This window comes from Mangrovitalea sediminis (assembly GCF_002514725.1).
Classification (GTDB): Bacteria; Pseudomonadota; Gammaproteobacteria; order Pseudomonadales; family Oleiphilaceae; genus Mangrovitalea; species Mangrovitalea sediminis.
Map to the genome: position 1 here is coordinate 981,059 of NZ_NTLB01000001.1, position 13,825 is coordinate 994,883.

Below are 13,825 nucleotides of genomic sequence, written 5' to 3' on the forward strand. Positions count from 1 at the left end.
ATCCTCTCTGTATCCAGTTACTGGCAGGCTTCACAACCGGGATCGTCCAATGCGCACAGCTTCAGCTCCGGCTCGGGTGTGGCCTTCACCGCATTCAGCGCGCCATCGTGTAACGTCGATTTCTCAGCCGTGGTGGCGCCCTGACTGCGCAGGTAATAGGTCGTCTTGAGGCCACGCAGCCAGGCCATGCGGTAGGTGACGTCCAGCTTGCGGCCATCCGGCTCGGCGATGTAAAGGTTCAGGGACTGCGCCTGATCCAGCCACTTCTGGCGCCGGGCGGCAGCTTCCACCAACCAGCGCGGCTCGATCTCGAAGGCCGTCGCAAACAGCGCCTTGAGGTCGTCCGGGATACGGGCGATGGGCTGAACGCTGCCGTTGTGATACTTGAGGTCGTTGACCATGACCTCATCCCAGAGGCCCCGGGCCTTGAGGGCATCGACCAGCAGCGGGTTGATGACCGTGAACTCGCCGGAAAGGTTGGATTTCACATACAGGTTGCGGAAGGTCGGTTCGATGGAGGCCGATACGCCGACGATATTGGCGATGGTGGCCGTCGGCGCGATCGCCATGACATTGGAGTTACGCATACCATGTTCACGCACCAGCTCCCGGACCGGCAGCCAATCCAGTTTCGCCGAGGTATCCAGTTCCAGATAACCCTCCGGGCGGGCCTCCTGTAGCAGGCGGATGGAATCGATGGGCAGGACGCCCTGATCCCAGAGAGAACCGGCGTAGCTTTCATAGGCGCCACGCTCCCTGGCCAGCAACGCGGACGCGCGGATCGCATGGTAGCTGATCTGCTCCATCACACTGTCGGCGAAGTCGACCGCCTGCGGGCTGGCATAGGCCATACCCAAGGCCTGCAGGGCGTCCTGGAAGCCCATCAGACCGAGCCCCACCGGTCGGTGCCGCAGATTGGCATTGCGCGCCTGGGGTACCGCATAGAAGTTGATGTCGATGACGTTATCCAGCATCCGCACCGCCAGGCTCACCGTGCGGGCGAGATGCTCGGTGTCCAGGGCACCGTTGTGCAGGTGGTTCGCCAGATTCACCGACCCCAGGTTACAGACCGCGATCTCGTCGACGCTGGTATTGAGGGTGATCTCGGTACAGAGATTGGAGGAATGCACGACACCGACATGCTGCTGGGGCGATCGCAGGTTGCAGGGGTCCTTGAAGGTCAGCCAGGGATGGCCGGTCTCGAACAGCATGGACAGCATGCGCCGCCAGAGATCACCTGCCTTGACGCGCTTGTACAGCTTGATGGCGCCACTGTCGGCCTGGGCTTCATAGTGCTCGTAACGGGTACGGAAAGCAGTGCCATAGAGATCGTGCAGGTCGCTCACATCGCTGGGCGAAAACAGCGTCCAGTTGCCGTCATCGAACACCCGCTCCATAAACAGGTCCGGAATCCAGTGCGCCGTATTCATGTCGTGGGTGCGGCGCCGATCGTCGCCGGTATTCTTGCGCAGCTCGAGGAACTCCTCGATATCCAGGTGCCAGGTTTCCAGATAGGCACAGACCGCGCCCTTACGCTTGCCACCCTGATTGACCGCCACGGCCGTGTCGTTGACCACCTTGAGGAAGGGCACCACGCCCTGGGACTTGCCGTTGGTTCCCTTGATGGCCGCGCCCAGGGAGCGCACCGGGGTCCAGTCGTTACCCAGGCCGCCTGCCCACTTGGACAACAGGGCGTTGTCGCGCAACGCGCCGTAGATGCCGCCCAGATCGTCGGGCACGGTGGTCAGGTAGCAGGACGACAACTGGGAGTGGGTTGTGCCGCTGTTGAACAGGGTCGGCGTCGATGCCATATAGTCGAAGGATGAGAGCAGCTCGTAGAAGGCGATGGCCCGGTCTTCCCGCTCAGGTTCATTCAGCGCCAGCCCCATGGCCACACGCATGAAGAAGACCTGAGGCAGTTCGAAACGCAGGCCTTCGTGGTGCAGGAAGTAGCGGTCGTAAAGGGTTTGCAGTCCCAGGAAGGCGAACTGGCCATCCCGTTCCGGGCGCAACGCCCGTCCGAGACGTTCCAGGTCGAAGGCCTCCAGCCGCGGATCGAGCAGGTCCTTTTCGCAGCCGAACCGGACGGCGGCAGCGAGGGCCTGGGGGTAGAGCATCGCCATCTCACAGGCCGTCGCCTGAAACCCCAGTCCCAGACACCGCAGCGCTTCGCCACGCAGGCTATCGAGCAGGAGGCGGGCGGTCACCTGGCCATAATCCGGCGCCTTCTCGATACGGGCGCGGGCGGTAATCACCAGGGCGGTACTGACATCCGATTCCGGCATGCCGTCATAGAGGTTGCGCAGGGTCTCCTCAAGGAGACCGGGACCGTCCACATCGTGAAGACCTTCGCAGGCCTCGGCAATGAGCGTGCGCAGACGTCCCAGATCCAACGGATGGCGCTTGCCGTTGGCCAGGGTGACGGTCAGGCTCGGATGGGCTTCGCGGGGATCGCGCTCGGCCCGCCGCCGGGCATGGTCTTCACGATAGAGCACATAAGCACGAGCGACGCGATGGGCGCCGGCGCGCATCAGCGCCAATTCCACCTGATCCTGGATCGACTCGATATGTACCGTGCTGTTGGCCGGCAAACGCCGCAGGAAAGCGTCGACGATATTGGCCGTCAATTGTCGGACCTGAGCCTGGATACGGGAAGATTCGGCTCCTGCCCCCCCTTCAACGGCGAGAAAGGCCCGCTGCATGGCATCGCGGATCTTGCCCGCATCGAAAGCGGCAAGTTGTCCATTGCGCTTGATAACGCGCAGAGACGGAAAGGGATCGGAAGCAGCACCGTCGGATGGACCGGCTTCGGATAGGGTTGCGGATACGGACATGACTCTCTCCTGAACGCGTTGAAATCCTTCACGTTCAGGAACAGCTGGACAGGCAGGAAAACGAAGGGCAGACCGGCCTGATTCGCTGTCCGCCTCAAACGCGAAGGCGCAGTCGTGTCGCTTCCCCAATGGAAAGGACACGTCCCTGGCAGGTCTTCGGACTCAGGGGCAATTCGTTCCGCCTACTCCCGGCGACTTCCCGAAGCGTTAAGCTTCAGTGTCCATGCCGGTTTCGTTCCCCAATACCGCTGCGCGTCAGTTCCGGATTCTCACCGGATTCCCTGTTGACATGGCACGCGTCGTGTCGATCAATCAAAAACACTACATATCGTGCCATACCAGAGACAGGAGCACTATATAGCCGTTTAGCACCCAAGTTCAAGCGATCAACGCAAGGCGTCCAGCACCGCGTCCCGGGACACCACCTCCGCCTGCCGCGGGAACACGCGCTCAACCAGCACCCGATGCACCTCCTCATCGCGATCCAGGCACAGGTCGGGCACCACAATCATTTTGTAATCCGCATCCGCCGCCCAGCGTACCGTGGACAGGACAACGCCACTGGTGGAAACGCCGAACAGGATCAACTGGTCAATGTCCCGGGCATCCAATACGGCTTTGAGGTCAGTCGTGGAAAAGGCCCCGACCCGGCGCTTGGTGATCACCACATCCCCGGTTTTGGGTGCAACTGCCTCACACAACTCGGCGGAGTCGGTCCCCTCCTGCAGCGCACCGGCGCTGCGGATACCGCTGAACAGCTTATTGCGGTCGCTAACCTCCGGATAGCCTGGTCGAAAGGCGACCCGGATATAGATAACCGGCAGACCAGCCTGGCGGGCAGCGCCCAGCAGCGGCTGGGCGTCGTTTAGCAACCGCGCCCGCTCTGGCTCGGGGTAGCTCGCCAAAATGCCGTTCTGATAGTCCATAACCAGGACAGCAGTGCGCGCGTTCTTACAATCGATGGCAACAGGCATGACCCGCCCTCCTCGTAGCGTTGGTTTTCTGGACCCAAAGGCATGGCGGTGGCGCGGCAGCCGATGCCTCGCCACCGGGAAACGGTGAACAGCGGACGACGGCGCCCGGTAACGCTATTCCTGCGGGCGACCGTCAGCCGTGTGAGCGGTCGTGTTGAACGAGTAATACGCGACGATGTTGTGGTCGTTGAAACGTACGACCAGATCCTTGGTGGAGGGCTGACCAAACGCCGAATAATGATATAGGCCGTAGGTCCAGGTGCGCTTGCCATTCTCAACGCCGACACGCCAGGGGTTACCGAACATCTGGCGGATCTGCGCCTGGGTGGTCTGGCCCAGATGAATCTGCGTTACCTCACTGACGGGGAAATCGTGCCCTACCGTGGCACAACCGCCCAGAAGCAGCAGGGCCGTGAGAGCAGCCGGCAACCGGTACCCGCGTAGGGTGTTAAACGCTGGAAATAGCCAAGACATGTGATTCCCTCCCGTTGCAGTGGACGACGGCTAATGAGATCGCACGCCCCTTAGCCGCCGGATGTGGCTTCAAACGCCGATGGGGACAAGGCTGGAGACTGAGGCGATGTCTCTGCATCGCCTCAGGGGGTCACACCAGTTTACTGGATTCGCTGACGGATATAACCGTGACTGTTTGATGCCAGCAACTGTGTGGAGTTCTGGTGCGCCTCGGCCAGCAGGACCTTGGCATTGGCTTCGAACTTGGCCAGGGCGGTTCCCCGGAGCTGGCGGTGGCGCGGCAGGGAGGCGGTCATGGCGTTGACCGGATGTCCCTGATAGAGCAATTCGTAATGCAGGTGTGGGCCGGTGGTACGTCCGGTATTGCCCGACAGCGCCAGGATCTGTCCCATTTTCACCTTTTCGCCCCGGTGTACCAGGATTTTGGAGAGGTGGAAGTAGCGGGTCATAAAGTAGCGCCCATGCTGCACGGCCACATAGTTACCGGCATACCGCTGGTGCCCGGTTTTAACGACGACACCGTCCGCCGGCGCATAGATATGGGAGCCGACCGGCATCCCGAAATCCGTCCCGTAATGAGGCGCATACCGGTGCGTGACAGGGTTCAGGCGATGCAGGTTGAAGGGCGAGGTCAAACGGTAATGGTGATAGAAGGGATAGCGCATGAACGCCAGCTCCAGGCTGTTGCCTGTGGGCGTGTAGTAGTGCCCGTCGTCAGCGCGCATGGCGACGACCTGCTTCCGCTTACCGTGATATTCGACCAAAAGGATGCGCACATCCTGTGTCGGCGTGTCGCCCAGCCAATCACGCTCGACAACCACCGTAAAGGTATCGCCCTTACGAACGTCACGGGCAAAATCAATGCGGTTACCGAGAATATGGATGCACTGCGCAATAACCTTGGACCCAAGGCCGGCTTTGCGGGCCGAAGCGCCCAGGGTGCCATCCACTGTACCGGCAAAATATTCCTGATAGCGTTCAACCGGTTTTTCAATCTTCTCGTAGTGATACTGCCCATCGGTCTGGCGCGTGAAGATGTAGTTCACCCTCAGGCCGTCACGAATACGCAAAGCCACGAGATCACCACTGCCATCGATCTTGTAATCCAGTTCGTCACCCGGATTCAGTTTTTCCACCAGATCCGCAGAGGGCGCGGCCTTCAGGATTTCTTGAGCGACGGTGTAAGGCTGGGACCAGCTGCTGAGGATGGCGGAAAAACTGTCCCCGCCCTGAACGGTGTAGCTGCTCCAATCGAGCGTCGGCGCCGTGTTGTGGGCACCGGTCGGCTTAGGAAGCGGCAGCTCGTCGTCGGTTTGGAAATCGAAATCCTGCGGTTCCTGAGACGCGGTCTGCTGGCCCGAGGTAGCAGTGTCGGTCGCCGGCTTTGACGTCAGCGCCACTTGCGACGCGACGGGTGCCTGGGAGGGCGCGAGGACGATAGTATGGGAAACAGGCATCGCCTGCGGCTTGGAAGAGTAGAATTCCACGACCGCTGTCACCAAAACGACGACGCCGACAAGTGTGGCAAGATGTCGGCGTCGCAATCGATGCAAATAGCTCTGTGGCAGACGCATGCAATAATTCCTAACCTTTGAATAATAAATAAATTTTAGTAAAAACAAAAAGCCCTGTCATTTCACCATGACAAGGCCGAAACTTTCCTGTTTTGTCTCCGTCCCTTTGTTGAGCTGGAGCGATCGTCACCGACAGACGGAAAGCTTCTCTCTAAACAAACAGTTGCCGCTTCGTTTTATAGCAGCTTGCAACAAATTTGTCAGATTAAATCTCCCCGGCGCAGAGCACCGGCGGGCCGCCTAAACCCGCCCGCACGGCCCCAAATCAGCCAGTTCAGGGTTCGTCACGACCGGTGAAAATACCGGCGCACCTCGGCAACGATGTCCTGGTCGCTCAACTTATCGGCCGCCGACACCTCCCGGACTCGATCCCCCAGTTTCGCCTGATCCCGCAGGTAATGGTGAAATTCCTTGTGGGCTTCGCCAGCGCCAAAAATATAATAGGCATCCGCCGTTTTCAGGCAGTCCGCCACTTGCGCGTAAAATCGTTCCAACTGCTGACGATAGACGTGATCGCGTCGATCCCCTGCCACCACGTCCTGATGCCCGAACGGTTCAGCCTGATGTGATCCTCCTGACGACCGCGACGGCTTTTCAGCCTCGGACAGGAGCGTCTGAACCGTTTCCTTGTCCTCGCCCAGCGTCACCACCACCGCTTTACGATGATCGATCCATACACCCGCTTTGCTCGACATGATCCATTCCCCCACGCTTACGCATTACCGTGCACCGGCCTCTTGGAAGGCATGGCACGGCCCCAGAAAATCACGTTAGCGCGAGCGGGAAGGAGCACTCTTGACCGGCATCAAGGGAACCGCATTGGTGCCTGATGGGAAGACGAAAGGGAATAAAATGACCAGCCGCCGGAGGCCCCAACGCCCGACGGCCAGCCTAGACTGGCATGGCTGCACCGAGGTCTATACCTGAGGAACAGCCCGGTGGTGGCAGAGAGTTCAAGGACATCGATATCAAGGCCTTTACCCCAAGAAGCACTGCTCACCGCCTAACCATGACGACATAAATCCGGATCGATACCGCGATAGCTCTTGTTAGTCAGGGGCGTTCCTGAACGCCCCTGGAAGACAGACATCTCATCAGAAGTTATAGGTCGCACCCAGGGCAACGCCCGTGGTGCTCTTGTCACCGCCGCTGGACAGGGTGCCAGTGAGCCCGCTTGCGTTAGCCTTCTTGCTGGCGTTTTGCAGTTCAACCGAGAAATACAGATTATCGGCAGGCACGTAAGACGCCATCAACGTGACAATGTTCCCTTCCTTCTTGCCATTGACGCCATCGTCACTTTGGCTGGTGCTGGAGACGTTCGCCACCAGGCTAACCATCTCGGTGACGGCGTAGGAGCCGGTCACCATAACGGTATTGATGCTCTTCGTGTTCTGTGCGCCGGTATCAGCCGGTTTAAACATGGTGTCGGCCAACACAAGGCCCATTTTGCCCATGGTGTAGCCCACGCTCACACCCGCCTTATGCTTGAGTACTTCACCCGAGTAGGTGTTCGTAGCCTCAGCAAACTGGTTCTGATCGGAAGCCGCCGTAAACTTACCGTTGTCCGAGTAATCGGCATAGCTCGTGTAACCGGCCCCCAGCGTCAAGCCGTCCACAGCGTAGTTAACTGCGGCAACATAGTTGTTGTGCGTCTTGCCGGTCGTGCTGTCCTTGCCGATATCAAAAGCCTGTACACCGACCTTCAGACCGCCCAGACTGGGCGAAACGTATTTGATCGCCTTATCCACGTACTGCGCGGACATACCCGGCGCAAAGAACCAGTTGGTCTGGTAGATGCTGCCATCGACCAGATCATTATACAAACCGTGATCGCGACCTGCGGAAACCGTACCGTAGGGACTGTCGACACCGATCATGCCCAGGTGAGTGGACGGCTTGCTACCACCCGCGGTCATATCAAAGGCGGCATTAAAGTCGTAGAAGAATTTTGCATCGCCAAGCACCGCGGCGTCCCCTTTAACACCGAGCAGCGACAGGTTGTCACTTAACGAGGCGCTGGCATTACCGCTGGACGTTGATTTCGTGGTGTAGGTCGCCGCCAGCGCCAAGTCGCCATATAGCGTCGGCTTGAGATCAGCTGCACTGACTGAGTAACTCATGGCACAAAGGCTGGAAGCCACAGCCAGAGAAAGCAGGTTCTTTTGCATGCGCATGTATCGTCTCCGGGTCATCTATTGGTTTCTAGTTATGGGGCATTCCGCCCTTCAACTTCGGCAAAAGCAACTATCAAGCCAATGCCGCCAAATTTACCTAATACATTGTTTTTAAAATGCAAAAATGGACAATCCATACTGAATACCCACGCTACAAAACACATCAGACGACGCCCCGCTTTTGTGCAATGCGAGCGTGCCGGTTCCCGTTTTAGTGCGGCGCGCGCCAGACGGAGAGAAACCGACGAGACACATAGGGCAGTGTGTGACTGAGGAATTTTTTGGCCAAAGGACTGTCACCAGACAGAGCAGCATGCCCACATTGACGCGGCGCCGGATTCGGCAGACTGCGATACCGTTTCCATTTTGTTCTGGTCACAGCAAGTAGACTGAGAACAGATATCCCAAATAACCCCTAATAACCGATATCAAAGAGCTACTCGGGACCCCATCATGAAAGTCACAACACCCTACGACGTTGCCATTGTCGGTGCGGGTATTGCCGGATCGACGACAGCCCTGCTCTACGCACAGAAAGGGCTGCGGGTGGCACTCATTGAAAAGCAGCGGGAGAGGGGGGCGTACAAGCGCCTTTGCACACACTTTCTTCAACCCTCGGCGGTACCGGTGCTGAAAAAACTCGGTCTATACCGCGAGGTGCTGGAGACGGGGGGAGTGCATTCCACCATGCGGCTGCGTACCCGTTGGGGGGCCTTCAACGTCCCTCACCCCGGCACTGCGCGCGGCATCAACATCCGCCGGGCGCTGCTGGACCCATTACTGCGCGAGCGCGCGGCAAGGCACCCGATGATTGATCTGTATGCGGGCTACAAGGTCACCCAATTGTTGACCGAGAAGCAGGAAGTCATCGGCTTCACCATGCAGGACGACGAGGCCGAACCGCAGGACATCCACGCAACGCTGACCGTGGCGGCCGACGGCCGTCATTCGAGCATCGCCAAACTGGCTGGCGTGCCCACCGTGACCCAGGCGAACGAACGCTTCAGTTATTACGCCTACTACCGCCACCTACCGCGCTATCCGGACAACAACACCCAGGTCTGGCTGGTCGGTGAAGGGCAGGCCTACGTTGCCGCATTTCCCCAAAACAACGACCTGACCCTGGTCAGTTGTTATGTTCCGGAGAAACAGTTCCACGAATGGCAGGGGCAGGCCGAAGCCCGGTATCAGCAGTTCGTTGCGGATCTGGACAATGGGCCACCCCTAGGCGAGGGCGAACGGGTCGGCGAATTGATGGGTATGCGTAAAGCCCCTTCGGTATATCGGCGCCCCACCCTGCCCGGCCTGGCCCTGGTGGGCGACGCGGCATTGGCGATCGATCCGCTGGCAGGGATCGGTTGCAGCTGGGCAATGATCTCAGCCACACAGTTGGTCAACAGCACCCATCGGGCCCTCCATCGTCACCCCACCGAAGCACCCGTTGCAGGCACCGCACTGGCTCGGGCGCTACAGGGATACCGGTTGCGCCACAACCTGTATTTCTGGCCACAGTTTTGGCTGCTGTCGCGATTTTCGCGCGCCAAGCGCTACCACCCGATTACGCGCGGGGTGCTGCTGGCGGCGGTCAAGTTATTCGGCGGTGCCTTCGATCGGCAGCGCGGCGCGGCGCTGCCGGAAACACCGCCGTTGTGAGCGAGCCCTCTACCGAGAGGCAGATGCCCCCTCCTGCCGACAGCCGATATCGTCGGCGCTGGCTAGCCGGCGCACTGTTTCTGTGCGTCGTTGTGTCGGCCTGGGCCGCAGAGAATCGGCCCACTTCCTTTTCGCAGCTCACGACGTTGAACGGCAGCGGTTGGCAACCGCTGCATTTCCCGCATATCGACCGTCACACGACATACCGCCTCGTGACGGATCATGGCCAACAGGTCGTGGAGGCCCATACGCAGGACAGCGCTTCCGGCCTGATTTACCCCCTTCGCCTGGAGCCCGGCAGGCACGTCCTGATTCACTGGCGCTGGAAAATCAGCAACACCTTTGCCAGGGGCGATGCCCGACATCGCGACGGCGACGACTATCCGGCTCGGATCTATGTCACCTTCGCCTATCAACCGCAACGGGCGACCTTCTGGCAAAAGCTCAAACGCAAAACCGCGACCTTGCTCTACGGTGGCACCCTGCCCGGCTCGGCATTGAACTATATCTGGGCCAACCGACTTCCCAAGGGTGACCTCATCGCCAACGCCTACACGGCCCAGACGCAGATGATCGCCGTGGAGTCCGGCGACCGGCTCGCCGGCCATTGGGTCAGTGAGACGAGGGACCTGGTGGCGGATTACGAGAAGGCCTTCGGCTACCCGCCGCCAGCCATCACGGGCATCGCCATCATGAGCGACAGCGACAATACGGGCGGGACGGCGACAGCCTGGTATGGAGATATACGACTGGAAACGACAGCAGACGGGGATAGGAAAGGAGACGGCGCCGCAACGTCGTCTCCTGTAGCGATTACCAGGCAACCGAGTCGGTAGAGCCCCGCTTGATGATGGGCGTCTCGCCTTCCCAGATCGCCAGACCATTGCGCAGGTTGGTCAGCGTCAGCTGGAAGTAGTACTCCACCTGCTGGGTGCTGCTGTTCTCCCGCATATTGCGTTGGATAATCTTGCCCGACAGGCTGAGGTCCGGTGTGATCAATTGCCCTTCCCCGATCTTGGTGCTCGACTTGAACTCCGGAGACACCCGTTCCTTGCGCACCTGATTGATCATGGCATCCGTCGAGCCGTTCGCAGAGATGGCTGAAGTGGTTACGACCTTGCCGCTCTGCAACAGCGCAATGCGGATTTTCTTGATCAGCTGATCGGTGTCGATCCGCTGCATGGTGTCGTTGGTCACTCGGGAAATCGCCATGACATAACGGCCGCCGCCCGGCTTGTCGAGTGTGCCGGAACTGAGCATCGACTGCACCGCGCTCATCGCCGCATGTTCGAAATCGCGGTAATCCAAGGCCAGCGGTGTTTCGCCCTGGTCGGTAGCCTGATCGACGATGACATTACGCTGGGCACAACCCGCCAGCATCAGCAGGCCCAGAAAGGTAACGACAGCAAAGCGTTTCATGGTTTGTCTCTCTCATCCAGGTAAAGTCTGAAATCGGTCACGGCCGGTGAGGGCGCCACGCCACGGATGGTGAACCAGCGATTGCGATCCGCCGTTACCCGTGTCTTGGCGGCCAGCAGGGAAGGTACGGCCTGGCCGTTCTTGTCCAGCCAGTCGAACTGGTAGTACATGTAAAGCGGCTGATCGCTGGTGTTCTTGCCGGTGACTTCCACTTGCAGGAGTCCCGACGGGCTGACCGACTTGTGTATGCTCTTGATGGTCACGTATCCGTTCAGCGAGGGGTCCAGCTGGATACTGGGCGGCGGAAGCGTGGCACAGGCCCCCAGGGTCAAGGCCGCGGCAATGATCAGTAGCCAACGGGTGCGACGAAATACCTTCGCCATACAGTCTCTCCTTCGTAACATCGGCTCAATGTGACCCTAGCGGAATCACCGTAATCGCGGGCTTTGCTGCCGCTTCCGGCAACCGGACCCACACCAGGACAAAATGACTGGCAGGCAGTTGCACCGTGGTGGGTGGGCCACCGCTCCAGCTCAGTTGCAGCCGGTTGGCGCCATTGCGCTCCAGTTTGGCCAGCTCGATGCTCTTTGGCAAGCTGCTCCATATACGTGTATCCGCACCCAAGGTGGTGACCTGATAGGCGAATCCGAGCAGCCCAGCCAAGGGTCCGGCCTTGCGACTCAGTTGATATTCCAACACCGCCTTCGTAATCGACGATATCACCGCCCGCGTCACCACGCCGGGCAGGCGCTTGGCAAATTCGGTGCTGACCACGGCGTCCATATTCGATAACACCGTGGTGTCCTGCCAGTCATCCGCGCCCAGGGAAACCCGTAACGCCTGAGCAGCCTTCCGGCGATAGACCAGCTTGGGATAGGCGAACCCCGCCCAGGCGGTATAGCCGTGCCGGTCACCAATGACTATGGGCAGCCCCACCTGCACCTGCCGCTTGACCGGCCCCAGCCCATTTTCGAACAGCACCCAAACCGTATCCGGCAACTGGGAACGGCTCAGGGTGCCGCTGGCCAGTTGCTCGGCCCAGTCATGATCCTGCCGCACCACCGCATTTTTCGGCACCATTCCCGCCGTCGCCTTGAGCGCATCCGCCGCCTGGTTGAGGTCGCCCGGAGCCGGGCCCACCGTCATCAGGAAGAGACCGTCCAGCCAGGTTGCGAAGGGGTTGATGAAATCGGGATAGAGCCGCCAGGCATCCAGGTAGTTGTCCTGGTTGGCCACCAGTTGCTGGGCACGCAGCACCGCGCCGCCGACGTCCACGTTTTCGGTGCTGTTTTCCTTGTCGTAGAGGGCGGACTGCTCCGCCTGGATTTCCTTGGCAAAGAAATCCCCCGCACGGCGCTGCCGATCGCGGGCGCGGTTCAGCTCAACCCGGGCATCGTCGTCGTTGCCCAAGGCCAGGAAGTCCAGGGCCTTATAGGTATTCACCATAATGGCGTCGTAAACGGTGCCCCGATAATCCAGGGCCGCATCGTTGCTCAGTACCGCACCGACCTGATTAAGCCACTGCTGATAGTCCGCTTCCAGGTCGAACCGCTTGAACCAGGCCTCTGTCGCATCGAACTGGCGGATGCTGCCGGCATAGTCACCGGCATTCTGCAGCGCCGTCGCCTGTTGCAACGACCACAGCAGGCTCCCACTCTCGCCCTTGGCGGTATTATTGCCGCCATAGCCTGACGCCAGCTTCGCGGCCTGCTGATAATCGCCACCGACATAAGCACCGTCGAACGACGCCTGACGGCTTTGCTGTTGGATCGCGCAGCCGCCGAACGACAGACAGATGACGAGCAGCGCAAGACGTCGCCCAAAACGGGAAAAAGGGTTGCCCGCAGTCACAATGGGTTCGCGGTCCTTAAAACAGCCGAAGGTCACTGATTCTCCGGTTTAATGACCCCTTTCTGCAACAGCGCCGAATACGCCCGATCAAGTTTTTCCATCAGATCCCAGGCGTGGGGGATTTTCCGCGAAACGATAAAGGCGGCATTGCGCTCGCTCAGGGGGGAGGCCCGCAGGCCGGTGATCGTCATACTCCGCAGGGCCGTCTCCACCGGGCGTTGGTAGTCGATCAGGTAATCCGCTTGCCCCTTGGCCAGCATCTGTAAGGCTGCCTGCTGGGTCGACGCGAGGATGATGGTGTTGTGCCTGGCGCGCTGCCGCAACATGCGCCCGAGTCCACCGTAGGTATATCCTTCGATATAGATCAGCCGGCGACCGCTGAGGTCGTCCAGGGAATCTACCGGTGCCGTCGGCGCCACAGCGTCGGCCGACAAACGCAGATGCATCAGGGTATGGCGGCTCTGATAGATGTGATTCTCAAGATCCGGCACGCCGGTCAGGCCGGGCCAGACATCAACGGTGCCATCCCGAAGATAGCGGTACAGCTGCTGGGGTTTCAGCAGACGAAACTCCAGTCGCAAGCCGGCTTCGTCAGCCACTTTGCGCAGAATATCGATCAAGGGGCCGCGCGGGCGACCGTGATCGGAATATTCGTACGGTGGAAAGTTCAGATACCCCACCTGCAGACGCTGTTCCGCCGCCCCCATCAGGGGTAGCGACAGGATCAGTATTCCCAGCAGCGCTGGAAGGGTACGCCGGGAAAAGAATACGCGTCGGACTGTAGTGTGTTGTACTCTCACGTCTTAACCACCGAATCATGAACAACAGTTCAACAAGATTAGCAGGCAGGAACAAACAACAGGATCAACAGC

Annotated in this window: 12 protein-coding genes and 1 riboswitch; of the genes, 2 read left to right on the plus strand and 10 right to left on the minus strand. The window is 59.8% G+C overall.

The features are described from left to right. Window positions 1–17: 17 nt before the first annotated feature. The 6 genes from CLR77_RS04620 to CLR77_RS04645 form a co-directional block, all read right to left on the minus strand. Window positions 18–2,834: a ribonucleoside-diphosphate reductase subunit alpha gene (locus tag CLR77_RS04620; RefSeq protein ID WP_097459382.1), complete on the minus strand. Its 2,817-nt coding sequence runs from the start codon at window positions 2,832–2,834 to the stop codon at window positions 18–20. Window positions 2,835–2,964: 130 nt separating this feature from the next. Next, a riboswitch (cobalamin riboswitch) is annotated at window positions 2,965–3,166 on the minus strand. 54 nt (window positions 3,167–3,220) lie between these two features. Beyond that, entirely contained in the window at window positions 3,221–3,808 is a 588-nt protein-coding gene (locus CLR77_RS04625) for a cysteine hydrolase family protein (protein ID WP_097459383.1), read from the minus strand. 114 nt (window positions 3,809–3,922) lie between these two features. Beyond that, window positions 3,923–4,282, minus strand: a complete 360-nt coding sequence (gene bamE / locus CLR77_RS04630; RefSeq protein WP_097459384.1) for an outer membrane protein assembly factor BamE domain-containing protein — start codon at window positions 4,280–4,282, stop codon at window positions 3,923–3,925. A gap of 140 nt (window positions 4,283–4,422) precedes the next feature. Next, on the minus strand, window positions 4,423–5,856 hold the full coding sequence (locus CLR77_RS04635) for a peptidoglycan DD-metalloendopeptidase family protein (RefSeq protein WP_097459385.1): 1,434 nt from the start codon (window positions 5,854–5,856) through the stop codon (window positions 4,423–4,425). A 284-nt stretch (window positions 5,857–6,140) separates the two neighbouring features. Then, window positions 6,141–6,551, minus strand: a complete 411-nt coding sequence (locus CLR77_RS04640) for a hypothetical protein (protein WP_097459386.1) — start codon at window positions 6,549–6,551, stop codon at window positions 6,141–6,143. Window positions 6,552–6,950: 399 nt separating this feature from the next. Then, window positions 6,951–8,030, minus strand: coding sequence for a porin (locus tag CLR77_RS04645; RefSeq protein WP_097459387.1), 1,080 nt, complete (start codon window positions 8,028–8,030; stop codon window positions 6,951–6,953). Window positions 8,031–8,483: 453 nt separating this feature from the next. On the opposite strand from CLR77_RS04645, the gene CLR77_RS04650 reads away from it, so the two are divergent. After that, window positions 8,484–9,683, plus strand: coding sequence for an NAD(P)/FAD-dependent oxidoreductase (locus CLR77_RS04650; protein WP_097459388.1), 1,200 nt, complete (start codon window positions 8,484–8,486; stop codon window positions 9,681–9,683). A gap of 23 nt (window positions 9,684–9,706) precedes the next feature. Continuing rightward, the gene (locus CLR77_RS04655; protein ID WP_097459389.1) at window positions 9,707–10,519 is read left to right on the plus strand and encodes a DUF3047 domain-containing protein; all 813 of its coding nucleotides are present in this window, start codon (window positions 9,707–9,709) and stop codon (window positions 10,517–10,519) included. Here CLR77_RS04655 and lpoB read toward each other — a convergent pair. The 4 genes from lpoB to CLR77_RS04675 are packed head-to-tail and all read right to left on the minus strand — an operon-like array spanning window position 10,497 to window position 13,753. Beyond that, window positions 10,497–11,102, minus strand: coding sequence for a penicillin-binding protein activator LpoB (gene lpoB / locus CLR77_RS04660; protein WP_097459390.1), 606 nt, complete (start codon window positions 11,100–11,102; stop codon window positions 10,497–10,499). The two genes, CLR77_RS04655 and lpoB, sit on opposite strands and share 23 nt — an antisense overlap. Then, the gene (locus CLR77_RS04665; protein WP_158227117.1) at window positions 11,099–11,485 is read right to left on the minus strand and encodes a DUF1425 domain-containing protein; all 387 of its coding nucleotides are present in this window, start codon (window positions 11,483–11,485) and stop codon (window positions 11,099–11,101) included. Before CLR77_RS04665 ends, lpoB begins: the two co-directional genes overlap by 4 nt. 25 nt (window positions 11,486–11,510) lie before the next feature. Next, a complete protein-coding gene (locus CLR77_RS04670) occupies window positions 11,511–12,989 on the minus strand; it encodes a COG3014 family protein (protein WP_097459392.1) in 1,479 nt (492 codons plus the stop codon). Continuing rightward, window positions 12,986–13,753: a substrate-binding periplasmic protein gene (locus tag CLR77_RS04675; protein ID WP_143269360.1), complete on the minus strand. Its 768-nt coding sequence runs from the start codon at window positions 13,751–13,753 to the stop codon at window positions 12,986–12,988. Before CLR77_RS04675 ends, CLR77_RS04670 begins: the two co-directional genes overlap by 4 nt. Between the last annotated feature and the right edge of the window lie 72 nt (window positions 13,754–13,825).

What these genes read in the sequence shown, in the direction of transcription:
- CLR77_RS04620 (WP_097459382.1), bottom strand. Translation starts at nt 2,834, where the DNA reads ATGTCCGTATCCGCAACCCTATCCGAAGCCGGTCCATCCGACGGTGCT.
- CLR77_RS04625 (WP_097459383.1), bottom strand. Translation starts at nt 3,808, where the DNA reads ATGCCTGTTGCCATCGATTGTAAGAACGCGCGCACTGCTGTCCTGGTT.
- bamE (WP_097459384.1), bottom strand. Translation starts at nt 4,282, where the DNA reads ATGTCTTGGCTATTTCCAGCGTTTAACACCCTACGCGGGTACCGGTTG.
- CLR77_RS04635 (WP_097459385.1), bottom strand. Translation starts at nt 5,856, where the DNA reads ATGCGTCTGCCACAGAGCTATTTGCATCGATTGCGACGCCGACATCTT.
- CLR77_RS04640 (WP_097459386.1), bottom strand. Translation starts at nt 6,551, where the DNA reads ATGTCGAGCAAAGCGGGTGTATGGATCGATCATCGTAAAGCGGTGGTG.
- CLR77_RS04645 (WP_097459387.1), bottom strand. Translation starts at nt 8,030, where the DNA reads ATGCGCATGCAAAAGAACCTGCTTTCTCTGGCTGTGGCTTCCAGCCTT.
- CLR77_RS04650 (WP_097459388.1), top strand. Translation starts at nt 8,484, where the DNA reads ATGAAAGTCACAACACCCTACGACGTTGCCATTGTCGGTGCGGGTATT.
- CLR77_RS04655 (WP_097459389.1), top strand. Translation starts at nt 9,707, where the DNA reads ATGCCCCCTCCTGCCGACAGCCGATATCGTCGGCGCTGGCTAGCCGGC.
- lpoB (WP_097459390.1), bottom strand. Translation starts at nt 11,102, where the DNA reads ATGAAACGCTTTGCTGTCGTTACCTTTCTGGGCCTGCTGATGCTGGCG.
- CLR77_RS04665 (WP_158227117.1), bottom strand. Translation starts at nt 11,485, where the DNA reads ATGGCGAAGGTATTTCGTCGCACCCGTTGGCTACTGATCATTGCCGCG.